Genomic DNA, 22468 nt, shown 5'->3' with positions numbered 1-22468 from the left:
GAGCATGGCCCGAAACGTCAACATCGACCTCGGCGGCCTGTTCGAACGGGCCGCCTCCCAGTTCCGCGGGCTCAATCCGAACGAACCCGGTCAGTGGCCGCCGCTGCCCAAGGCGGCCGCCTGGGCCGCCGCCGCGGCCGCCGTCGTCTTGCTCGGCTGGTTCGTCATCGTCTCGTCGGCCAACGACGAGCTGCAGCTCGAGCGTGACCGCGAGCCGGCGCTCAAGGCCGAGTTCCGCAACAAGCTCGGCCAGGCCGTCAACCTGACCGAACTGCGCAAGCAGAAGCTGCAGGTCCAGGAGTACGTGACCCAGCTCGAGCGCCAGCTGCCGGGCAAGGCCGAGATGGATGCGCTGCTGTCCGACATCAACCAGGCCGGGCTCGGCCGCGGGCTGCAGTTCGAGCTGTTCCGCCCCGGCCAGGTCGAGGTCAAGGACTACTACGCCGAGCTGCCGATCGCGATCAAGGTCTCCGGGCGCTACCACGACGTCGGCGCGTTCGCGGCCGACGTCGCCAACCTGTCGCGCATCGTCACGCTGCAGAACCTGACGATCACGCAGGTGCCGCGCGACACCAGCGGCCTGCTGGCCATGGAAGCCACGGCGCGCACCTACCGCTACCTCGACCCGACCGAGGTCGAGGAACGCCGCAAGGCCGCCAGCGCACCGAAGAAGAAGGGGGGTGGCAAGTGAGCCCCGTGCGTTCGGCGTCCGTTGTCGCGCTCGCCGCGGCCCTGCTCGCCGGCTGCGGCGCCCAGAACGAGGAACTGCAGGCCTGGATGGACCAGCAGCGGCGCGAGGTCAAGCCCAGCGTGCAGCCGCTGCAGCCGCCCAAGCGCTTCGACCCCGAGCCGTATGCGCAGGCGCAAGGTGTCGAGCCCTTCAGCAACCAGAAGCTCACCGTCGCCCTCAAGCAGGAGGCGCGGCAGCCGAATTCCCTGATGGCGTCGGAGATGAACCGGCGGCGCGAGCCGCTGGAGGCCTACCCGCTGGACAGCATGGCGATGGTCGGCAGCGTCAACCGCGACGGCCGCCAGTTCGCGCTGCTGCGGGTGGACAACCTGCTCTACCAGGTCAAGCTGGGCGACTATCTGGGCCAGAACTACGGCCGTGTCACGCGTATCGCGGAGACGGAGATCACGCTGCGCGAAGTGGTGCAGGACGCCGCCGGCGAATGGGTCGAAAGACCCGCCGTGCTGCAACTGCAGGAGAAAGCGCGATGACGGCGTTGAAGGACACCGAGGAGATTCGAACGATGTTCAACTGGCGTGCCGTTTTTGCGGCCATCGCGACCAGTGGCCTGCTGCTTGCGCCGGCCGCCTGGGCCGAGCCGGCGATCCAGTCCATCACCAGCACCCAGCAGGCCGGGGGCGAAGTCGTGCGCATCGAGCTCAGCGAAGCGCTGGCGGCGGTGCCGACAGGTTTCGCGGTGCAGAACCCGCCGCGCATCGCGGTCGACCTGCCCGGCGTGGGCAACGCGATGGGCCGCAACAGCGTCGAGGTCAACCAGGGCAATCTGCGCTCGGTCAGCGTGGCCCAGGCCGGCGAACGCACGCGCCTGGTGCTGAACCTGAAGCAGCCGACGAGCTACCGCGCGCAGATCCAGGGCAAAGCGCTGCTGCTGGTGCTGGACAGCGTCTCGCCGCAGATCGCGAGCGCTGATCAGCCGCTGCATTTCGCGCCATCGCAGAACGCCGAGACGCAGAGCATCCGCGACATCGACTTCCGGCGCGGTGCCGACGGTGCCGGCCGCATCGTCGTCAGCCTGCCCAGCGCGCAGCTCGGCGTCGACCTGCGCCAGCAGGGGCAGAACCTCGTCGTCGAGTTCCCGCGCGCCTCGCTGCCCGACGCGCTGCGCCGGCGCCTGGACGTGACCGATTTCGGCACGCCGGTGCGCACGGTGTCGACGGTGCAGGCGGGCGACCGCGTGCGCATGGTGGTCGAGCCCTCCGGCGCCTGGGAGCACAGCGCCTACCAGACCGACGACCAGTTCGTGCTCGAGGTCCGGCCGCTGAAGATGGACCCGAACAAGCTGACGCAGGGCCCGGGTTACCAGGGCGAGAAGCTGTCGCTGAACTTCCAGAACATCGAGGTCCGGGCGCTGCTGCAGGTCATCGCCGACTTCACCAACTTCAACGTCGTCACCAGCGACACCGTCACCGGCACCGTGACGCTGCGGCTGAAGGACGTGCCCTGGGACCAGGCGCTCGACATCATCATGCAGAGCAAGGGCCTGGGCGTGAAGAAGTCCGGCAACGTGCTCTGGATCGCGCCCAAGGAGGAACTGTCCGCGAAGGAGCAGGTCGACCTGGAGGCCAAGAAGAAGGTCGCCGAGCTCGAGCCGCTGCGCACCCAGTCCTTCCAGCTGAACTACACCAAGTCCGAAGTCGTCGCCAAGGGCCTGCTGGGCCAGAACCAGGGCCAGGGCGGCTCGTCGAGCACCACCCAGGCCTCGCGCATCCTGTCGCCGCGTGGCAGCGTCATCTACGAGACCCGGACCAACCAGCTCTTCGTCTCGGACATCCCGAGCAAGCTCGAGGAGATCACGCAGCTGATCGCCAAGATCGACATCCCGGTGCGCCAGGTGATGATCGAAGCCCGCATCGTCGAAGCCGACGACACCTTCGGGCGCGCGCTCGGTGTCAAGCTGGGCGCGTCCGACATGCGCAGCAGCTTCGGCAGCAACGGCGGCGTCAGCATCGGCGGCAACTACGACGCCGTCGGCGTGCAGACGGGCCAGGTCAGCGACACGATCGACTACTCGAACACGCAGTTCGTCAACCTGGGTGCCAACGTCTCGTCGTCGAACTTCGGCGGCGCTTCGGCGTCGACCTTTGCGGTCTCGTTGTTCAACTCCAGCCTGACGCGCTTCCTGAACCTGGAGCTCTCGGCGCTGGAAGCCGACGGCAAGGGCAAGATCGTGTCCAGCCCGCGCGTCATCACCGCCGACCAGGAGAAGGCGCTGATCGAGCAGGGCGAGGAACTGCCGTACCAGGAGAGCACCTCCAGCGGCGCGACTTCGATCTCGTTCAAGAAGGCAAGCCTGAAGCTCGAGGTGACGCCGCAGATCACGCCCGAAGGCAACGTGATCCTGGACGTCGACGTCAACAAGGACAGCGTCGGCCGCACGACGACCGCCGGCTTCGCGATCGACACCAAACACGTCAAGACCAAGGTGCTGGTCGAGAACGGCGGCACCGTCGTCATCGGCGGCATCTACACGCAGAGCGAAAGCAACGACGTCAGCAAGGTGCCGCTGCTCGGCGACATCCCGTTCCTCGGGGTGCTGTTCCGCAGCACGACGCGCACCTCCAGCAAGACCGAGTTGCTGGTGTTCCTGACGCCCAAGATCGTCACCGACCGCGCCGCGGTTCGCTGACCACACAAAACCCGTCAGAGGGAGGAATTCTTGATGGCCATGCTGAAGAAACTGTTCGCCTTGGTGGCGTTGTTGGCCCTGGCGAGCTGCGGGGGCGGTAGTTCGAATCCCAAGGCTCCGGACAACGGCGGCGGCACCGGCACCGCATCCGCGTCGGACCTCGTGCTCTCGCTGTCGTCGGCCACCATCTCCAACGACGGTAGCGGCAGCGTCACGGCCGTGGCGACGGCGCTCGACGCCAAGCGCAACGTCGTCGCCGACGTTCCCGTCGTGATCGCCGTGGACCAGAACGCGACCGTGCAGGTCACGGGTGCGGCCACGGCGGACGACGGCACCGTCACCGGCACGGTCCGCATCGGCTCCGACACGTCCAACCGCGTCATCACCGTCACCGCGATCAGCGGCAGCATCACGCGCACCGCCAGTCTGGCGGTGGTGGACACGCCGACGACGACGACGCCGAAGGCCGCAGATCTGAATCTGGTGCTGAGTTCCTCGAAGCTGGACAACGGCGGGACCAATACCATTACCGCCACCGTCACCGCGATCGACAGCCGCCGCAATACGGTGGCCAGCGTGCCGGTGACCTTCACGGTGGACGGCAACGCCGTCATCACGCCGGCCGGCACCACGACCGGAACGAATGGCGTTCTCACCGCCACGGTGGGCATCGGCGCCGACCGGTCCTCGCGTGCGGTCACGGTGACCGCGACCAGCGGCACGATCACCAAGTCGGCCTCGTTCTCCGTTTCCGGTGCCAAGCTGACGGCGTCGCTTTCGCCTCTGGTCGATGCCGGCAGCACCGGCAACAACATCGAGTACCAATTGCTCGACAATGCCGGCGCCGCGATGGTCGGCGCCACGATCACCGTCACGTCGACGGTTCTGGGCACGACCACCGGGACGACGAACTCCCAGGGCAAGTACGTCTACACCTACCAGGCGCCGTCGAGTGCGACGACGCTGGTCCTGGTGGCTTCTGCCGCCGGGGAGTCGATCACCGAGTCGATCACGGTTCAGGCTGCGGGCAGCGGGAGCGTGCCGGTCGCGACCGAAGTGCCGACTTCGGCTTCGCTCACCCCCACGCCCAGCGTCGTGTCGGTCAACAGCGCCGGCAGCACTGCGAATCAGGTCGAACTGCGCGCGCTCTTCCTCGGGGCCAGCAACCAGCCGGTGAAGAACATCCGCGTGCGTTTCGACCTCGCCGACAACGCCAACAGCAGCGACGGCGTGACCAGTTGGCTGGGCGGCAACTACGCTTACTCCGACTCCACCGGCGTCGCGCGCGGCACCTTCACGCCGGGCCTGCGTTCCAGCCCGACCAACGGCATCACCGTCCGTGCCTGCTGGGATACGACCGATTTCGACACCAGCACCTGTCCGCACTCTGCCACCAGCACCCTGACCGTGACCTCCGAGGCGCTGTCGGTGAACATCCGCACGAACGAGCTGATCCAGGAAGGCACGGCCAAGCTCACCTACATCAAGCAGTTCGTCGTCATGGTCGTCGACGCGGCAGGCCAAGCCAAAGCGGACGTCGTGATCACGCCGTCGGTTGATCTGCCGGCTTACTACAAGGGTTTCTTTGCCTGGGACGGTTCGAAGTGGGCGCAGGTGATGCGGCTGGCAAGCACCGAGTCTTACCGCTACGAGTACCAGTCCGAGACCAACCCGAATCCCGATGCATGGGTGAATCAGGGGCCGACGGCTCAGCCGAGTTGCCCCAATGAGGACGTGAACCGCAACGGCGTGCGTGAAGCCGCCGCTTACGTTTCCGGTGGCACTGCACCGGCGCTGGCCTCGCGGCGCGAGGACCTCAACTGGAACGGCGAGCTCGACCCACGCAAGGCCGACGTGGCGATCAAGATGGTCGGCTCCTCCAAGACCGATTCCAGCGGCCTGGCGATCGTGCAGATCGAGTACGGCAAGGACCTCGCGTCCTGGGTCGACTTCGTGATCACAGTCACCGCCTCGGGCATTTCCGGCACCGAGTCTCGTGCGCGTTATGTCGGCACGTTCTATGGCAATGGGAACCTCCCGTATCCGGCGAGCGCCGTGAGCAACGAGAACACCTCGCCGGCCTTCGTCGTCAGCCCCTACGGCAGTGGCACGGTCTGCACCGACGGGAACTGAGGCGCTGATCGTCTCCCTCGTCGGCATGCCCGGCAGTGGCAAGTCCACTGTCGGGCGCCATCTCGCGCGCCAGCTCGGCCTGCGCTTCGTCGACAGCGACGCCGAGATCGAGCGCCGCCTGGGCCAGACGATCCGCGACTACTTCGCCGAACACGGCGAGGACGCCTTCCGCGATCTCGAGCAGCGCGTCATCGCCGAGCTGACGCAGGCCGACGGCTGCGTGCTGGCAACCGGCGGTGGCGCCGTGCTGCGGCCGGCCAACCGCGACGCGCTGCATGCTCGCACCCAGGTCTTCTACCTGCGCTCGACGCCTGAGGAGCTGTTCCGCCGGCTGCGTCACGACACCCAGCGCCCGCTGCTGCAGGTCGCCGACCCGCAGCGCCGGCTGCGCGAGATGTTCCGAGATCGCGACCCGCTATACCGGCGCTGCGCCCACTTCGTCGTCGAGACCAACCGCCCGTCGGTGCCGGCGCTGATCGGCATGGTGCTGATGCAGCTCGAACTCGCCGGCCTGGTCGACCCGGGCCAGGTGCCGTCGCCCATCGATCACCCGCCGGCGTCGGACCATCCGGGCGGTCGGGGCGCGCCGGGAAGCTGACACGGTTGGCACCGTAAACTGTCGGCGCCATGCCGCTTCCCGCCACCGTCACCGTCACCACCGCCGACACGCGCTACGGCATCCTGATCGACGCAGGCCTCCTGGCCAGCGCTTCGACCTGGGCCGGTCTGCCGAAAGCGGCGCAGGCCGTCATCGTCACCAACACCACCGTCGACGCCTTGCACGGCGACGCGCTGCGCCGGGCGCTGGCGCCGCTGTATCCGTCGGTGAGCACCGTCGCCCTGCCCGACGGCGAGGTCTACAAGACCTGGCAGACGCTGAACCTGATCTTCGACCACCTGCTGGGCCACGGCTGCGACCGCAAGACGGTGTTGTTCGCGCTCGGCGGCGGCGTCGTCGGCGACATGGCCGGGTTCGCCGCCGCCAGCTACATGCGCGGCGTGCCATTCGTGCAGGTGCCGACGACGCTGCTGGCCCAGGTCGACTCCTCGGTCGGTGGCAAGACCGCGATCAACCACCCGCTGGGCAAGAACATGATCGGCGCGTTCTACCAGCCCTGCCGCGTCGTCTGCGACCTGGACACGCTGGGCACGCTGCCGGCGCGCGAAACCAGCGCCGGGCTGGCCGAGATCATCAAGTACGGGCCGATCGCCGACGCCGCCTTCTTCGACTGGATCGAAGAGCACGTCGACGCGCTGCGTGCCCACGACCGCGCCGCGCTCGCCTACGCGGTGCAGCGCTCGTGCGAGATCAAGGCCGAGGTCGTCGGCCAGGACGAACGCGAGGCCGGGCTGCGCGCCATCCTCAACTTCGGCCACACCTTCGGCCACGCGATCGAAGCCGGCCTGGGTTACGGCGAGTGGCTGCACGGCGAGGCTGTCGGCTGCGGCATGGTGATGGCGGCCGAACTCTCGGCGCTGCTCGGGCTGGTGCCACCGGCCTTCGTCGAGCGTCTGGCACGGCTGTGCGAGCGTGCCGGGCTGCCGGTGAAGGGGCCGCGCCTGGGCATCGGGCGCTACCTCGAACTGATGCGTGTCGACAAGAAGGCCGAGGGCGGCGAGATCCGCTTCGTGCTGATCGACGCGCCGGGCCACGCGCTGCTGCGCAGCGCTCCCGACGCGCTCGTCGCCCAGGCGATCGAGTGCCACCTCGCGGCGTGAACCCGACCGGGCTCGCGCGCTGGGCCAGCGACCCCAGTCGCAGCCGCGGCCGGCGCCTGGACGAAGGCTCGGCGGCACCGCGCACCGAGCACCAGCGCGACCGCGACCGCATCGTGCACAGCACGGCGTTCCGGCGCCTGGTCTACAAGACCCAGGTCTTCGTCAACCACGAGGGCGACCTGTTCCGCACGCGGCTGACGCATTCGCTCGAGGTCGCCCAGCTCGGGCGTTCGGTGGCGCGCCCGCTGCAGCTGAACGAAGACCTGATCGAGGCGCTGGCGCTCGCCCACGACCTCGGTCACACGCCTTTCGGCCACGCCGGCCAGGACGCGCTGAACGCCTGTATGGACGGGCGCGGCGGTTTCGAGCACAACCTGCAGAGCCTGCGTGTCGTCGACAAGCTCGAGCAGCGCTACCCCGAGTTCGATGGCCTGAACCTGTGTTTCGAGACGCGTGAAGGCATCCTGAAACACTGCTCGCGCCGCAACGCCGAGGCGCTGTGCCGGACCGAGCCCGACGGGCCGGCGCGGCGTTTCCTCGACGGCACCCAGCCCTCGCTCGAAGCCCAGCTGGTCAACCTTGCCGACGAGGTGGCCTACAACGCGCACGACGTCGACGACGGCGTGCGGTCCGGGCTGATCACGGTGGAGCAGCTCGACACGATCGCGCTCTACGCACGTTTTCGCGACGAGGCGCTGGCGGCGCACCCGAGGCTGCTGGCGATGCCGCCGCGGCGCCTGCTTTTCGAGACGCTGCGGCGCATGCTGTCGACGCTGGTCTACGACCTGATAGCCGAGACCCGGCGCGCGCTGGCGCGCCACGAGCCGGCCGACGCCGACGCGCTGCGCCAGCTGCCGCCGCTGGCGGCCTTCAGCGCCGAGATGCGCGAGCCGCTGGACGAGCTGAAACGTTTCCTCTTCAAGGCGCTGTACCGCCACCCGCAGGTGATGGACGTCACGGCGCGTGCGCGCACCGTCGTCGCGGAGCTTTTCGCCGCCTACGTCGCCGCGCCGCAGGAGATGCCCGCCGACTACGCCGACGCGTCGGACCTGCACCGCGCCGTCGCCGACTACATCGCCGGCATGACCGACCGCTTCGCCTTGCGCGAGCACCAGCGGCTGACCGGCCGCGACCTGTTCGCCGCCTGACGATGGCGCGCCTGTCCCGCCTCGTCCTGCCCGGCTGCGGGCACTACGTCATCCAGCGTGGCCACGACGGCCGCGCCGTTTTTGCCGATGACGAGGACCGTGCCGTCTTCGTCGCCGCGCTGCGCGAGGCGGCGGCGGCGCAGCAGGTCGTGGTGCACGCCTACGCGCTGCCCGACGACGAGGTGCAGCTGCTGGTGACGCCGCCGACGGCCGAGGCGCTGAGCCGGATGATGCAGTCGCTGGGGCGGCGCTATGTCGGCGCCTACCGGCTGCGACACGGCGGCCGCGGCACGCTCTGGGACGGGCGCTTCCGCTGTGCGCTGGTCGAGCCGGGCGCCTGGCAGCTGGCGGCGCTGCGCCTGGTCGACGCCGCGGCGCCGCTGTCCAGCGCCGGCCACCGGCTCGGCGGGCGCGACCCGCTGGTCACGGATCCGCCCGAGTTCTGGCAGCTCGGCAACACGCCGTTCGAACGCGAGGCGGCCTACCGCCGGCTGCTCGCCGACGGCCTGGCGCCAGCACAGGCGGCCGCGCTGCGGGCCGCCGCGCTCGGCGGCTGGGCGGCCGGTGATGCCGTATTCGTCGCCCGGCTCGCCGAACAGACGGCGCGCCCGCTGAGGCCGCGGCCGCGCGGGCGGCCGGCGCGGGAACGACAAGTCGCCGCGACCGGGCTGCTTCCTCGCCGCTGAACCTTCCCTCGCGTGGGGGCGCCGCGGGTCTGCGCAGGTCCGCATGGGGCGTGTTTTCCCGCGCTGTCAGGCTCGATCCTGCCGTTGCTGCTGTGCACCGGCTCCCGGCCGGCGCGCACGGCGGTGGCCGCAACTGCACCAGTTTCCCGCACCGTATTGCTGACGAGCCTCTTTTCCCGTGGTGGTGGCGCAAAGCTGCACCACGGTCGGACAGCGTGGCACCGTCGTCGTGAATGACTATGTCCCCAATTAACTGGTGCGGTTTCTTCGCGCGCTCATTTAAAGAACTCTGACCCCATTTATTCGGGCTTGCCCCGATAGACGGTGTGGGTTAGGCTCGCGCTCCCCCTGTATGTCCCGGAGAGCGCCATGCGCGACGCAGCCCCCGCCACGCCCGCATCCATCGACGAAATCCAGCTCGCCGAGGGCGGTCTCTACGACCCGCGCCAGGAGCACGACGCCTGCGGCGTCGGTTTCGTCGCCCACATCAAGGGCCAGAAGGCGCACGCGATCATCGAGCAGGGCCTGAAGATCCTGGAGAACCTGGATCACCGCGGCGCGGTCGGTGCCGACGAGCTGATGGGCGACGGCGCCGGCATCCTGATCCAGATCCCCGACGAGTTCTATCGCGCCGAGATGGCCGCGCAGGGCGTCGAGCTGCCGCCCCCGGGCGAATACGGCGTCGGCATGATCTTCCTGCCCAAGGAACACGCCTCGCGTCTGGCCTGCGAGCAGGAGCTGGAGCGAGCGATCAAGGCCGAAGGCCAGGTGCTGCTGGGCTGGCGCGACGTGCCGGTCGACCGCCAGATGCCGATGTCGCCGACGGTGCGCAAGAAGGAGCCTGTGATCCGCCAGGTCTTCATCGGCCGCGGCCACGACGTCATCGTGCCCGACGCGCTGGAGCGCAAGCTCTACGTCATCCGCAAGACGGCGTCGGCGGCGATCCAGCGCCTGAAGCTGACGCACAGCCGCGAGTACTACGTGCCCAGCATGAGCTGCCGCACGATCATCTACAAGGGCCTGCTGCTCGCCGACCAGGTCGGCCAGTACTACCTGGACCTTGCCGACCCGCGCACCGCCTCGGCGCTGGCGCTGGTGCACCAGCGTTTCTCGACCAACACCTTCCCCGAATGGCCGCTGGCGCACCCGTACCGCATGGTCGCGCACAACGGCGAGATCAACACCGTCAAGGGCAACTTCAACTGGATGCGCGCGCGTGAAGGCGTGATGAAGTCGCCGGTGCTGGGCGACGACCTGAAGAAGCTCTACCCGCTGAGCTTCGAGCACCAGAGCGACACCGCGACCTTCGACAACACGCTCGAGCTGCTGACGATGTCGGGCTACCCGCTGGCGCACGCGGCGATGATGATGATCCCGGAAGCCTGGGAGAACCACGAGCTGATGGACACGCGCCGGCGTGCGTTCTACGAGTACCACGCGGCCATGCTCGAGCCCTGGGACGGCCCGGCGGCGATGGTCTTCACCGACGGCAAGCAGATCGGCGCCACGCTCGACCGCAACGGCCTGCGCCCGGCGCGCTACATCGTCACCGACGACGACCTGGTCGTGATGGCCTCCGAGTCCGGCGTGCTGCCGATCCCCGAGAACCGCATCGTCAAGAAGTGGCGCCTGCAGCCGGGCAAGATGTTCCTGATCGACCTGGAGCAGGGCCGCATCGTCGACGACGAAGAGCTGAAGAACCAGTTCGCCAACGCGCGCCCGTACCGCCAGTGGATCGACAACGTGCGTGTGCGCCTGGACGACGTTGCGGTCAACGCCGCGCCGGCCGACTTCGCCGAGACGCTGCTCGACCGCCAGCAGGCCTTCGGCTTCACGCAGGAGGACGTCAAGTTCCTGCTCGCGCCGATGGCCGCCAACGGCGAGGAGGCGATCGGCTCGATGGGCAACGACAGCCCGCTGGCCGTGCTGTCGGACAAGAACAAGCCGCTGTACAGCTACTTCAAGCAGCTGTTCGCGCAGGTGACGAACCCGCCGATCGACCCGATCCGCGAAGCGATCGTGATGTCGCTGAACAGCTTCATCGGCCCGAAGCCCAACCTGCTGGACATCAACGCGGTGAACCCGCCGATGCGGCTGGAGGTGACGCAGCCGGTGCTGGACTTCGACGACATGGCGCGGTTGCGTGCGATCGAGAAGCACACCCACGGCAAGTTCCGCTGCTACGAGCTGGACATCACCTACCCGCTGGCCTGGGGGCGTGAAGGCGTCGAGGCCAAGCTGGCCTCGCTGTGCGCTGAAGCCGTGGATGCGCTCAAGAGCGATCACAACATCCTGATCATCACCGACCGCCGCATGGCGCGCGGCCAGGTGGCCATTCCCGCGCTGCTGGCGCTGTCGGCCATCCATCACCACCTGGTGCGCGAGGGCCTGCGCACGACGGCTGGCCTGGTCGTCGAGACCGGTTCGGCGCGCGAGGTGCACCACTTCGCGGTGCTCGCCGGCTACGGCGCCGAGGCCGTGCACCCCTACCTGGCGCTGGAGACGCTGGCGGCGATGCACGCCGAGCTGCCGGGCGCGCTGTCGGCCGAGAAGGCCGTCTACAACTACATCAAGGCCGTCGGCAAGGGTCTCTCGAAGATCATGTCGAAGATGGGCATCAGCACTTACATGTCGTATTGCGGTGCCCAGATCTTCGAGGCCATCGGCCTCAAGAAGGACTTCGTCGAGAAGTACTTCCGCGGCACCGCCAGCCAGGTCGGCGGCATCGGCGTGTTCGAGGTCGCCGAGGAAGCGGTGCGCATGCACCTGGCGGCCTTCGGCGACGATCCGGTGCTCGCCGGCATGCTCGACGCCGGCGGCGAGTACGCCTGGCGCACGCGCGGCGAAGAGCACATGTGGACGCCCGACGCGATCGCCAAGCTGCAGCACGCCACGCGCGGCAACCGCTGGGAGACCTACAAGGAATACGCCCAGATCGTCAACGACCAGAGCCGCCGCCACATGACGCTGCGCGGCCTGTTCGAGTTCAAGGTCGACCCGGGCAAGGCGATCCCCGTCGACGAGGTCGAGCCCGCGGCCGAGATCGTCAAGCGCTTTGCCACCGGCGCGATGTCGCTGGGTTCGATCAGCACCGAGGCGCACTCGACGCTGGCGCTGGCGATGAACCGCATCGGCGCCAAGAGCAACACCGGCGAAGGCGGCGAAGACCCGGCGCGTTATCGCAATGAGCTCAAGGGCATCAAGATCGCGGCCGGCACCAAGGTGTCCGACGTCATCGGCGCCAAGGTCATCGAGGCCGACTACGTGATGCAGGAAGGCGACAGCCTGCGCTCGAAGATCAAGCAGGTGGCTTCGGGGCGATTCGGCGTCACGACCGAGTACCTGGTCTCGGCCGACCAGATCCAGATCAAGATGGCCCAGGGCGCCAAGCCCGGCGAAGGCGGCCAGCTGCCGGGCGGCAAGGTGTCCGAGTACATCGGCTTCCTGCGCTACTCGGTGCCGGGTGTCGGCCTGATCAGCCCGCCGCCGCACCACGACATCTATTCGATCGAGGACCTGGCGCAGCTGATCCACGACCTGAAGAACGCCAACCCGCGCGCTTCGGTCAGCGTCAAGCTGGTGTCCGAGGTCGGCGTCGGCACCATCGCCGCCGGCGTCACCAAGTGCAAGGCCGACCACGTCGTCATCAGCGGCTACGACGGCGGCACCGGCGCGTCGCCGTGGAGCTCGATCAAACACACCGGCACGCCCTGGGAACTGGGCCTGGCCGAGACCCAGCAGACGCTGGTGCTCAACCGCCTGCGCGGGCGCATCCGGGTGCAGGCCGACGGCCAGATGAAGACCGGCCGCGACGTCGTCGTCGCCGCGCTGCTGGGCGCCGACGAGTTCGGCTTCGCGACCGCGCCGCTGGTCGTCGAGGGCTGCATCATGATGCGCAAGTGCCACCTGAACACCTGCCCGGTGGGCGTGGCCACGCAGGACCCGGTGCTGCGCGCCAAGTTCGCCGGCAAGCCCGAGCACGTCGTCAACTACTTCTTCTTCGTCGCCGAGGAAGCGCGCCAGATCATGGCGCAGCTGGGCATGCGCACCGTCGACGAGCTGATCGGCCGCGCCGACCTGCTCGACATGAAGAAGGGCATCGAACACTGGAAGGCGCGCGGCCTGGACTTCAGCCGCGTGCTGCACCTGCCGGCCGCGCCCGCCGACGTGCCGCGCCTGCACTGCGAGAGCCAGGACCACGGCCTGGAGAAGTCGCTGGACCTGAAGCTGATCGAACGCTGCCGCCCGGCGATCGAACGCGGCGAGAAGGTGCAGTTCATGGAGGACGCGAAGAACCGCAACCGCAGCGTCGGCGCGATGCTGTCGGGTGAGCTGGTGCGCCATCGCCCCGAAGGCCTGCCCGACCACACGATCTTCATCCAGATGGAAGGCACCGGCGGCCAGAGCTTCGGCGCCTTCCTCGCCCCGGGCATCACGCTGTACCTGATCGGCGACGCCAACGACTACACCGGCAAGGGGCTGTCGGGCGGGCGTGTCGTCGTGCGTCCGTCGATCGAGTTCCGCGGCGACGCGACCAAGAACATCATCATCGGCAACACCGCGCTCTACGGCGCGACCAGCGGCGAGGCCTTCTTCCGCGGCGTCGCCGGCGAACGTTTCGCGGTGCGGCTGTCGGGCGCCTCGACCGTCGTCGAAGGCACCGGCGACCACGGCTGCGAATACATGACCGGCGGCACCGTCGTCGTGCTCGGCAAGACCGGCCGCAACTTCGCCGCCGGCATGTCGGGTGGCGTGGCCTACGTCTTCGACGAGGACGGCGAGTTCGCGCGCCGCTGCAACACCAGCATGGTGACGCTGGAGAAGGTGCTGCCGCGCGACGAGCAGGCCGGCAGCGCCGCCAGCTGGCACCGCGGCCTGGCCGACGAGGCACTGCTGAAGAAGCTGATCGAGGACCACCACCGCTGGACCGGCTCGCTGCGCTCGCGCGAGATCCTGGACGCCTGGGCCGTGTCGCGCGCCAAGTTCGTCAAGGTGTTCCCGAACGAATACAAGCGCGCGCTTTCCGAACGCGCCGCCAAGGCCGAAGCCCAGGCCGTCACCGGCAAGGCCAAGGCCTCTGCCGCCGCCGTCGCCGCCAAGTAACCGAAGAGGACGAGAGACATCATGGGAAAGGTCACCGGCTTCCTCGAGTTCGAGCGCCAGGAAGAGGGCTACGCGCCCGTCGCCGAACGTCTGAAGACCTGGAAGGAGTTCGTCATCGGCCTGGACGAGCCGAAGGCGAAGATCCAGGGCGCGCGCTGCATGGACTGCGGCACGCCGTTCTGCAACAACGGCTGCCCGGTCAACAACATCATTCCGGACTGGAACGACCTGGTCTACCGCGGCGACTGGCGCAACGCGATCGCGGTGCTGCACTCGACGAACAACTTCCCCGAGTTCACCGGCCGCATCTGCCCCGCACCCTGCGAGGCGGCGTGCACGCTCAACGTCAACGGCGACGCCGTCGGCATCAAGAGCCTTGAACACGCGATCGTCGACCGCGCCTGGGCCGAAGGCTGGATCCAGCCGCAGCCGGCCAAGCAGAAGACCGGCAAGAAGGTCGCCGTCGTCGGCTCCGGCCCGGCCGGTCTGGCCGCTGCCCAGCAGCTGGCACGCGCCGGCCACGAGGTCACGGTGTTCGAGAAGAACCACCGCGTCGGCGGCCTGCTGCGCTACGGCATCCCCGACTTCAAGTTCGAGAAGTCGCACATCGATCGCCGTGTCGAGCAGATGAAGGGCGAGGGCGTGGTCTTCCGCACCGGCGTGCTCGTCGCTGCGCTGCCCAAGGGCAGCAAGATCACCAACGACGCCAAGGAAACGATCTCGGCCGAACAGCTGAACGCCGAGTTCGACGCCGTCGTGCTGGCCGGCGGTGCCGAGCAGTCGCGCGACCTGCCGGTGCCGGGGCGTGACCTCGACGGCGTGTATTTCGCGATGGAGTTCCTGCCGCAGCAGAACAAGGTCGTCGCCGGCGACAAGGTCAAGGGCCAGATCCGGGCCGAAGGCAAACACGTGATCGTCATCGGCGGCGGCGACACCGGCAGCGACTGCGTCGGCACCAGCAACCGCCACGGCGCGGCCAGCGTGACGCAGTTCGAGCTGCTGCCGATGCCGCCGCAGCAGGAAGACCGGCCGATGACCTGGCCCTACTGGCCGACCAAGCTGCGCACCAGCTCCAGCCACGAAGAGGGCTGCGCGCGCGAGTTCGCGATCGCGACCAAGGAGTTCATCGGCGCCAAGGGCAAGCTCACCGGCCTGAAGACCGTCAACGTGCAGTGGCAGGGCGGCAAGATGGTCGAGGTGCCCGGCAGCGAGAAGGAATGGAAGGCCGATCTGGTGCTGCTGGCGATGGGTTTCACGAACCCGGCGGCCAGCGTGCTGGAAGCCTTCGGCGTCGCCAAGGACGCACGCGGCAACGTCGCCGCGACGACCGAGGCCCAGGGTGGCTATCGCAGCAGCGTCGCCAAGGTCTTCACCGCCGGCGACATGCGCCGCGGCCAGTCGCTCGTCGTCTGGGCGATCCGCGAAGGTCGGCAGTGCGCGCGTGCGGTCGACGAGTTCCTGACCGGCTCTTCGCTACTGCCGCGTTGACGCGGGCGCCACAGTCGCGAAAGGCTTCACAAGCCTTTACTGTGGGCACCGCGGGTCAACCCGCGGTGTTCGCGGAGCTCATGCGAAAATTACCGACCCACGATTCGTTTACGTCGGGCCGGCTGGCCGCGACGCTCCGCTTTTGAAGTCCGACACGCTCATCGAGATCGACCACGTCACCTTCGGCTACGACGCCGGGCGCACGATCCTGCGCGACGTCTCGATGACTTTTCGCCGCGGCCAGGTCACGGCCATTCTGGGCGGCTCCGGTTGCGGCAAGACGACATTGCTGCGACTGATCGGTGGCGTCTACCCGCCGAACCAGGGCCGCATCGTCTTCGACGGCGAACTCGTCGACGTGCGCGACAAGGAGCTGCTGTACCGCGTGCGCCGGCGCCTGGGCATGCTGTTCCAGTTCGGCGCGCTGTTCACCGACCTGACGGTGTTCGAGAACGTCGCCTTCCCGCTGCGCGAGCACACCGAGCTGCCCGAGTCGATGATCCGCGACATCGTGCTGTTGAAGCTCAACGCCGTCGGCCTGCGCGGCGCCGCCGGACTGCGCATCTCGCAGGTCTCCGGCGGCATGGCGCGGCGCATCGCGCTGGCGCGTGCGATCGCGCTCGACCCCGAACTGATCATGTACGACGAGCCCTTCGCCGGTCTCGACCCGATCTCGATGGGCGTCACCGCCAACCTGATCCGCAAGCTCAACGACACCACCGGCTCGACCTCGCTCGTCGTCTCGCACGACGTGCAGGAGTGTTTCCAGATCGTCGACTACGCCTACCTGATGGCCGCCGGCGGCCGTGTCGTCGCCGAGGGCACGCCCGCAGAGCTGTCGCGCTCCGAAGACCCCGAGGTGCGCCAGTTCATCCGCGGCGAGCCCGACGGTCCGGTCAAGTTCCACTACCCGGCGCCGCCGCTGGCGCAGGACCTGGGGATCCCGGCATGACGGCCGCGCTGGAATATCTCGGCCGCGTCACGCTCGAATGGCTGCGCGCCCTCGGGCATGCAGCCTATTTCTTCGTCGACCTGCTGCGCCACTCGCCGGCCGCGCTGCGCCGCTTCTCGCTCGTCGTCGCGCAGATCCACGCCATCGGCAACCGCTCGCTGGTCATCATCCTGGCCTCGGGCATGGCGGTCGGCTTCGTGCTCGCGTTGCAGATGTACTACGCGCTGGTCACCTACGGCGCGGCCGAGAGCCTGGGCCTGGTGGTCAACCTGTCGCTGGTGCGCGAACTGGGGCCGGTCGTCGCTGCGCTGCTGTTCGCCGGGCGCGCCGGCACCTCGCTGACCGCCGAGATCGGGCTGATGAAGGCGGGCGAGCAGCTTGCCGCGATGGAGCTGATGGCGATCGACCCGCGCAGCCGCGTGCTGGCGCCGCGTTTCCTGGGCGGGATCATCTCCATGCCCCTGCTCGCCGCCCTGTTTTCGGCCATCGGCATTCTCGGCGCGTGGGTTGTGGCGGTGCTGCTGATCGGCGTCGACGCCGGCAACTTCTGGTCGATCATGCAGAGCAGCGTCGACGTCTGGCGCGACGTCGGCAACGGTATTGCCAAGAGCGTGGTCTTCGGCGTGATCTGCACGTCGGTCGCGCTCTACCAGGGTTATGAGACGCAGGCCACGCCCGAGGGCGTGGCTCATGCGACGACACGTACGGTGGTGATCGCATCACTGGCAGTGCTGGCAACAGACTTCCTGTTGACCGCGCTGATGTTCTCGACGCCGTGATCCGGCGCGGCTGAGGAAAAGAATGGGAAAGAAGGGTATCGAGACGCTCGTCGGGCTGTTTGTCCTGCTGGGCATGTTCGCGTTCGCGTTCCTGGCGCTGAAGGCCGCCAACCTGGGCAGCTTCAGCGGCAACGCCGCCACCTACACGCTGACGGCACGCTTCGACAACATCGGCGGGCTGAAGGCGCGCGCACCGGTGCGCAGCGCCGGTGTCGTCGTCGGCCGGGTGAAGGCGATCTCGCTGGATCCCAAGACCTACCAGGGGGTGGTGCAGATGGATATCGACCAGCGCTTCCAGTTCCCCAAGGATTCGGCCGCCAAGATCCTGACCTCGGGCCTGCTGGGCGACCAGTACGTCGGCCTCGAGCCGGGTGGCGACGAGCAGAACCTGGCCTCCGGCGACACCGTCGCCCAGACCCAGTCGGCCGTCGTGCTCGAGAACCTGATCGGCCAGTTCATGACCGGCAAGGCCGCCGATGCTGGCACCGCCGCTCCCGGAGGCGCGCAGTGAAGCGGCTCGGCGCCGTGGTCGCCGCCGCCGCGCTGACCGCCGGCTGCGCAACGGCACCCGCGCCGGCGGGCGACACCGCCTCGGCGCCGGCACGCCTGGTCTCGCCGGCCGATCCCTGGGAGAACTGGAACCGCAAGGTCTTCGCGTTCAACGACACCGTCGACGAGAACGTCGTGCGCCCGGTCGCCGAAGCCTACCGAGACTATGTGCCGCAGCTCGTGCGCACCGGCGTCGGCAACGTGCTCGGCAACATCCGCGACGCCTGGTCGGCGGTGAACCAGTTCCTGCAGGGCAAACCCGCCGACGGGCTGGAGATGAGCGCGCGCGTGGTGACGAACACCACGATCGGCCTGTTCGGCCTGCTCGACTGGGGCACGCAGCTGCGCCTGGATCGCCGCAGCGAGGACTTCGGCCAGACCCTGGGCGTCTGGGGTGCCGGGCCCGGGCCCTACGTGGTGCTGCCGCTGCTGGGGCCCTCGTCGGTGCGCGACACGGCCGGCTGGCCGGTCGACCGCCTGTTCGCGCCCTCGCGCCTGCCCGAAACCGACGCCGGCTCTTATGCGGTGCTGGCGACGGAACTGTTGCAGGCCCGCAGCGATCTGCTGGATACGACCCAGCTGCTCGACCAGGTCGCGCTCGACCGCTACTCGTTCGTGCGCGACGCCTATCTGTCACGGCGGCTGGACCAGGTCTACGACGGCGCCCCGCCGCTCCAAGACTACGGCGACGAGGGCGACTCGCCAGCGAAGTGAACCGCGCACGCGGTCCGCGCGTTGTAGCGGCAACACCCTGCGGCGTCCCGCAACCGAAAGGCAAACGATGTTGAAGAAGTTCCTGACCGGCCTGGTGATGACGGGCCTGCTGATCACGGGCGCACACGCCGATCCGGGTGCGCCGGACGCCTTCGTGCGCACGATCTCCAACGACGTCATCGACACCGCCAAGACCGACAAGGCGATCCAGTCCGGCGACATCAACGCCGTCGTCGCGCTGGTCGACAAGAAGGTGCTGCCGGCGGTCGCGTTCGAGGTCGTCACGCGCTCGGCCGTCGGGCCGCAGTGGCGCAACGCGACGGCCGACCAGCGCGCCAAGCTGCAGGCCGAGTTCAAGATCCTGCTGGTGCGTGTCTATGCCGGCGCGCTGACGCAGTTGAAGGACCAGACCGTCGCGATCACCAAGACCCAGCCGGTTCCCGGCGGCAACCAGGTCGTCGTGCAGTCCGAGGTGCGTGGCAAGGGCGAGCCGATCAAGCTCGACTACCGCCTCGACCAGATCCAGGGCGCCTGGAAGATCATCGACGTCAACGTCGGCGGCATCTGGCTGGTGCAGAGCTACCGCTCGCAGTTCGCGCAGGAGCTCAACGCCGGCGGCATCGACGGCCTGATCGCCAAGCTCGTCGAGCGCAACAAGGCGCCAGCGCAAGCGGCGCCGAAGAAGGCCTGAAGATGAAGCTGCCCGCGACCGCGACGCTGGCGCAGGCGCCGGAACTGCTGCGTCAGCTCGGCGACAACACCGAGGTCATCGACGCTTCGGACCTGACCGAGTTCGACACCTCGGCGGTCGCGCTGCTGCTCGAAGCCCGGCGCCGGGCCGCGGCCGGCGGGCGCACGCTGCGTGTCGATGGCGCGCCGCGCAAGCTCGTCGAACTCTCGCTGCTCTACGGCGTCGACGAACTGTTGGGCTTCACGCCCGCCGCCCAACCCGGCTGAGCCCGCGCCCGGCGGGCTCAGGCATCGGGGTCGTCGATCGAACGCTGGCCGTCGGCATAACGCCGGGTACGCAGATTCTTCTTGATCTCTGCCAGTGCCGGCCGCAGCGCCGCGTAACCCAGGCGCAGCGCGACGCCGGTCGCGAGGATGTCGATCACCGTCAGGTGCAGCAGGCGCGAGACCATCGGGCTGTAGCGGTCGGCGTCCTCCGGGTGGTCGACCGCCAGCAGGATGTGGCCGGGTGCACCGAGCGCCAGCGTCGCCAGCGGCGAGCCGCTGGCGCTGAGCACGATCACCGTCGCGCCCTTGCGGTGCGCGATGTCGGCGATGTCGATGATGTCGCGGCTGCGCCCGGAGTTGCTGATCAGCACCGCGCAGTCGCCGGGGGCGAGCATGGTCGCGCTCATAACCTGCACGTGGCCGTCGCTGATCGCCGACGAGTTGACGCCGAGGCGGAAAAACTTGTGCTGCGCGTCCAGCGCGACGATGCCCGAGTTGCCGACGCCGTAGAACTCGATGCGCCGGCCCTGGCGGCCGGCTTCGGTCAGCGCCGTCACCGCGTCGTCTATCGCCTGGCTGGCCGCGGCGTTGCGGTAGCGCAGCAGCGCGGCGACCGCGTTGTCGACGATCTTCACGACCAGGTCGCCGGGTTTGTCGTCCTCTTCGACCGCCCGGTGCACGAAGGGCACGCCTTCGTTGACGCTGCCGGCGAGCTTGAGCTTGAAGTCGGCCAGCCCGTCGTAACCGATGCTGCGGCAAAAACGCACGACGGTCGGTTTGCTGACGCGCGAGCGTGCGGCAAGTTCGCCGACCGGCAGGCCGGCGAAGCCGCGCGCGTCGCTCAGCAGCAGGCGGGCCACACGCTGTTCGGCGGGCGGCAGGGCGGGGATGGAGGCGCGGATGCGTTCGAGCATGGGGCTCATGGGAGTCTGGGTCCGCCGATGCCGCGGGGCGGCGCAGCGGACAGGTGGCAGTTCATTGTTCTTCGGACCAGGCGCAGCCGTCGCGCGCGACGAGCGCGCTGGCTGCTGCCGGCCCCCAGCCGCCGGCCGCGTAGGGGCGCGGGCCGGTCGGGTCGCTGGCCCAGGCGTCGAGCACCGGCTCGACCCAGCGCCAGGCTTGTTCCTGCTCGTCGCTGCGCACGAACAGGTTCAGGCGCCCGGCGATCGCGTCCAGCAGCAGGCGTTCGTAGGCGCCGACACGTTCGCTCGGGAAGGCTTCGTCGAAGTCCAGGTCCAGCGACACCGGCGACAACACCTCGTTGATGCTGCCGCCCTTGGCCGCCAGCAGGTGCAGTTCCAGCCCGTCCTCGGGCTGCAGCTTGATCACCAGCCGGTTGGCGCGGCGCGTGCCCGGGAAGATCGGGTGCGGCACCTCGCGGAAGTTGACGACGATGTGCGAGTCCTGCTCGGCCAGGCGCTTACCGGTGCGCAGGTAGAACGGCACGCCGGCCCAGCGCCAGTTGCGGATCTCGGTGCGCAGCGCGACGAAGGTCTCGCAGCGGCTGCCGGCCGGCACCTTGACCTCGTCGAGGTAGGCCGGCACCGCCTGGCCCTCGACGCTGCCGGCGCGGTACTGGCCGCGCACGACGTCGCTGGCCACCGTCTCCGGCGTGAACGGTTTCAGCGACCGCAGCACCTTCAGCTTCTCGTCGCGGATCGCGTCGGCGTCGCTCGAGGACGGCGGCTCCATCGCGATCATCGTCAGCAGCTGCAGCGCGTGGTTCTGGATCATGTCGCGCAGCGCGCCGCTGCGGTCGTAGTAGTCGCCGCGTGTGCCCACGCCCAGCGACTCGGCCAGCGTGATCTGGATGTTGGCGATCCACTCGCGCCGCCACAGCGGCTCGAACAAGGCGTTGCCGAAACGCAGCGCCATCAGGTTCTGCACCGCGGGCTTGCCGAGGTAGTGGTCGATGCGCAGCGCCTGGCGTTCGTCGAACACCGAGCGCACGGCGCGGTTGATCTCCTGCGCGCTGGCGAGGTCGTGGCCCAACGGTTTTTCGAGCACGATGCGCACGTTCGGCCCGGCGATGCCGGCGGCACCCAGCTGTTCGCAGATCACCGGGAACAGGTGCGGCGCGGTCGCCAGGTACATCACCGCGGTGTCGGCGGCCCGTTCGGCCAGCCAGCTCTTCAGGCCGGCGTAGTCGTCGGCGCGCGACAGGTCCATGCGCCGGTAGTGCAGCAGCTGCGCGAACTCATCGAACTCGGCTTCGTTCGGGCGCTTGCTACTGTCGACGGTGGCGAAACGTTCGCGCACGAAGGCGCGATATTCGTCGTCGCTGCGTTCGTCGCGTGCGACCGCCAGGATGCGGCCGCCCGCGGGCAGCTTGTGGTGGCGCCAGGCCTGGAACAGCGCCGGCAGCAGCTTGCGCCAGGTCAGGTCGCCGGTGCCGCCGAAGAAGACGAGATCGAAAGACATCTTGGGTCGACCCGCTCGGGCATGTAACTTTGTTTCGTCCGAATCATGCTCCGCGGTTTCATCCGGGTCAACCGCGGGGCGATGACGGGCCGGCGCGCGACGGCCGTGGCCAACGGGATACGGGGGAGCGGGCCGCCGCCGATGGCCGGTTTCAGTAAGCCACTTCGTAGCGCAGATCACGCCAGCGCAGCACCGCCGAGCGCTGGCCTATGTGTTCCAGCGTCACGCCGGGCGCGGCGGCGTCGCCTTCGTGCAGCAGCTGGCCGCCGACGAGCAGCATGCGCGCCGACGGCTGTTCGGAATAGATCGCGCCGCCGATCGCCAGCGCCGGCAGCGAGCGCCGCACGTCGGCCGGCAACTGATCGAACGGCAGTGCGCGCGCCGGGGCAGCCGCCGTGGGTGTCGTCGCCGCAGGCGCTGGCGATCGGCGGCGCGATCTATT

Annotated in this window: 19 protein-coding genes; 16 read left to right on the top strand and 3 right to left on the bottom strand. The window is 68.8% G+C overall.

The window, feature by feature from the left end; genetic code table 11:
- Nucleotides 1-4: 4 nt before the first annotated feature.
- The 16 genes from CKO43_RS14995 to CKO43_RS14920 all read left to right on the top strand — a co-directional run bounded on the left by CKO43_RS14995 (nt 5) and on the right by CKO43_RS14920 (nt 19605).
- On the top strand, nt 5-691 hold the full coding sequence (locus CKO43_RS14995; protein WP_200229739.1) for a type IV pilus inner membrane component PilO: 687 nt from the start codon (nt 5-7) through the stop codon (nt 689-691).
- A 5-nt stretch (nt 692-696) separates the two neighbouring features.
- Entirely contained in the window at nt 697-1221 is a 525-nt protein-coding gene (locus CKO43_RS14990; RefSeq protein WP_200379128.1) for a pilus assembly protein PilP, read from the top strand.
- Nucleotides 1218-3377, top strand: coding sequence for a type IV pilus secretin PilQ (gene pilQ / locus CKO43_RS14985; RefSeq protein ID WP_200229738.1), 2160 nt, complete (start codon nt 1218-1220; stop codon nt 3375-3377). Before CKO43_RS14990 ends, pilQ begins: the two co-directional genes overlap by 4 nt.
- A 33-nt stretch (nt 3378-3410) precedes the next feature.
- The gene (locus CKO43_RS14980) at nt 3411-5510 is read left to right on the top strand and encodes an Ig-like domain-containing protein (protein ID WP_200379124.1); all 2100 of its coding nucleotides are present in this window, start codon (nt 3411-3413) and stop codon (nt 5508-5510) included.
- Nucleotides 5511-5514: 4 nt separating this feature from the next.
- Complete coding sequence (locus tag CKO43_RS14975) at nt 5515-6108, top strand: shikimate kinase (RefSeq protein ID WP_200229759.1); 594 nt, start codon at nt 5515-5517, stop codon at nt 6106-6108.
- Between the two features lie 29 nt (nt 6109-6137).
- Complete coding sequence (gene aroB / locus CKO43_RS14970) at nt 6138-7229, top strand: 3-dehydroquinate synthase (protein ID WP_200229736.1); 1092 nt, start codon at nt 6138-6140, stop codon at nt 7227-7229.
- Nucleotides 7226-8377, top strand: coding sequence for a deoxyguanosinetriphosphate triphosphohydrolase (locus CKO43_RS14965; RefSeq protein ID WP_200379123.1), 1152 nt, complete (start codon nt 7226-7228; stop codon nt 8375-8377). The genes aroB and CKO43_RS14965 overlap by 4 nt, the downstream gene beginning before the upstream one ends.
- Before the next feature lie 2 nt (nt 8378-8379).
- Nucleotides 8380-9063 carry a transposase gene (locus CKO43_RS14960; protein ID WP_200379122.1) on the top strand — a complete coding sequence of 228 codons (684 nt, stop codon included), beginning with the start codon at nt 8380-8382 and terminating at the stop codon, nt 9061-9063.
- A gap of 369 nt (nt 9064-9432) precedes the next feature.
- Nucleotides 9433-14166 carry a glutamate synthase-related protein gene (locus tag CKO43_RS14955; RefSeq protein ID WP_200229720.1) on the top strand — a complete coding sequence of 1578 codons (4734 nt, stop codon included), beginning with the start codon at nt 9433-9435 and terminating at the stop codon, nt 14164-14166.
- A gap of 21 nt (nt 14167-14187) precedes the next feature.
- Nucleotides 14188-15654: a glutamate synthase subunit beta gene (locus CKO43_RS14950; RefSeq protein WP_200379121.1), complete on the top strand. Its 1467-nt coding sequence runs from the start codon at nt 14188-14190 to the stop codon at nt 15652-15654.
- A 142-nt stretch (nt 15655-15796) separates the two neighbouring features.
- Entirely contained in the window at nt 15797-16606 is an 810-nt protein-coding gene (locus tag CKO43_RS14945) for an ABC transporter ATP-binding protein (protein WP_200229718.1), read from the top strand.
- Nucleotides 16603-17385 (top strand): lipid asymmetry maintenance ABC transporter permease subunit MlaE, encoded by a 783-nt coding sequence (gene mlaE / locus CKO43_RS14940; protein WP_200229717.1) that lies wholly within the window; start codon nt 16603-16605, stop codon nt 17383-17385. Before CKO43_RS14945 ends, mlaE begins: the two co-directional genes overlap by 4 nt.
- A 22-nt stretch (nt 17386-17407) precedes the next feature.
- Entirely contained in the window at nt 17408-17896 is a 489-nt protein-coding gene (gene mlaD, locus CKO43_RS14935; RefSeq protein ID WP_200229716.1) for an outer membrane lipid asymmetry maintenance protein MlaD, read from the top strand.
- Entirely contained in the window at nt 17893-18648 is a 756-nt protein-coding gene (locus tag CKO43_RS14930; protein ID WP_200379120.1) for an MlaA family lipoprotein, read from the top strand. Before mlaD ends, CKO43_RS14930 begins: the two co-directional genes overlap by 4 nt.
- 67 nt (nt 18649-18715) lie before the next feature.
- The gene (locus CKO43_RS14925; protein ID WP_200379119.1) at nt 18716-19339 is read left to right on the top strand and encodes an MlaC/ttg2D family ABC transporter substrate-binding protein; all 624 of its coding nucleotides are present in this window, start codon (nt 18716-18718) and stop codon (nt 19337-19339) included.
- Nucleotides 19340-19341: 2 nt separating this feature from the next.
- Nucleotides 19342-19605, top strand: a complete 264-nt coding sequence (locus tag CKO43_RS14920) for an STAS domain-containing protein (protein ID WP_200229709.1) — start codon at nt 19342-19344, stop codon at nt 19603-19605.
- A gap of 17 nt (nt 19606-19622) precedes the next feature.
- Here the strand turns inward: CKO43_RS14920 and CKO43_RS14915 are convergent, their stop codons facing one another.
- The 3 genes from CKO43_RS14915 to CKO43_RS14905 all read right to left on the bottom strand — a co-directional run.
- Nucleotides 19623-20519, bottom strand: a complete 897-nt coding sequence (locus CKO43_RS14915) for an SIS domain-containing protein (RefSeq protein ID WP_200229758.1) — start codon at nt 20517-20519, stop codon at nt 19623-19625.
- A gap of 61 nt (nt 20520-20580) precedes the next feature.
- The gene (gene zwf / locus CKO43_RS14910) at nt 20581-22026 is read right to left on the bottom strand and encodes a glucose-6-phosphate dehydrogenase (protein WP_200229707.1); all 1446 of its coding nucleotides are present in this window, start codon (nt 22024-22026) and stop codon (nt 20581-20583) included.
- A 151-nt stretch (nt 22027-22177) separates the two neighbouring features.
- On the bottom strand, nt 22178-22468 hold a 291-nt coding region (locus CKO43_RS14905), incomplete at its 5' end, for a general secretion pathway protein GspB (protein ID WP_207185059.1).

Origin of the sequence: Rubrivivax gelatinosus (genome assembly GCF_016583785.1) — a bacterium.
Classification (GTDB): Bacteria; Pseudomonadota; Gammaproteobacteria; order Burkholderiales; family Burkholderiaceae_C; genus Rubrivivax; species Rubrivivax gelatinosus_B.
Note: the sequence above shows the minus strand (reverse complement) of the source record. Positions and strands in the feature narration are given on the sequence as shown.

Coding starts and splice junctions, on each gene's coding strand:
- pilQ (WP_200229738.1), top strand. CDS start 1,218: ATGACGGCGTTGAAGGACACCGAGGAGATTCGAACGATGTTCAACTGG.
- aroB (WP_200229736.1), top strand. CDS start 6,138: ATGCCGCTTCCCGCCACCGTCACCGTCACCACCGCCGACACGCGCTAC.
- CKO43_RS14980 (WP_200379124.1), top strand. CDS start 3,411: ATGGCCATGCTGAAGAAACTGTTCGCCTTGGTGGCGTTGTTGGCCCTG.
- mlaE (WP_200229717.1), top strand. CDS start 16,603: ATGACGGCCGCGCTGGAATATCTCGGCCGCGTCACGCTCGAATGGCTG.
- mlaD (WP_200229716.1), top strand. CDS start 17,408: ATGGGAAAGAAGGGTATCGAGACGCTCGTCGGGCTGTTTGTCCTGCTG.
- CKO43_RS14960 (WP_200379122.1), top strand. CDS start 8,380: ATGGCGCGCCTGTCCCGCCTCGTCCTGCCCGGCTGCGGGCACTACGTC.
- zwf (WP_200229707.1), bottom strand. CDS start 22,026: ATGTCTTTCGATCTCGTCTTCTTCGGCGGCACCGGCGACCTGACCTGG.
- CKO43_RS14915 (WP_200229758.1), bottom strand. CDS start 20,519: ATGCTCGAACGCATCCGCGCCTCCATCCCCGCCCTGCCGCCCGCCGAA.
- CKO43_RS14955 (WP_200229720.1), top strand. CDS start 9,433: ATGCGCGACGCAGCCCCCGCCACGCCCGCATCCATCGACGAAATCCAG.
- CKO43_RS14920 (WP_200229709.1), top strand. CDS start 19,342: ATGAAGCTGCCCGCGACCGCGACGCTGGCGCAGGCGCCGGAACTGCTG.
- CKO43_RS14925 (WP_200379119.1), top strand. CDS start 18,716: ATGTTGAAGAAGTTCCTGACCGGCCTGGTGATGACGGGCCTGCTGATC.
- CKO43_RS14995 (WP_200229739.1), top strand. CDS start 5: ATGGCCCGAAACGTCAACATCGACCTCGGCGGCCTGTTCGAACGGGCC.
- CKO43_RS14950 (WP_200379121.1), top strand. CDS start 14,188: ATGGGAAAGGTCACCGGCTTCCTCGAGTTCGAGCGCCAGGAAGAGGGC.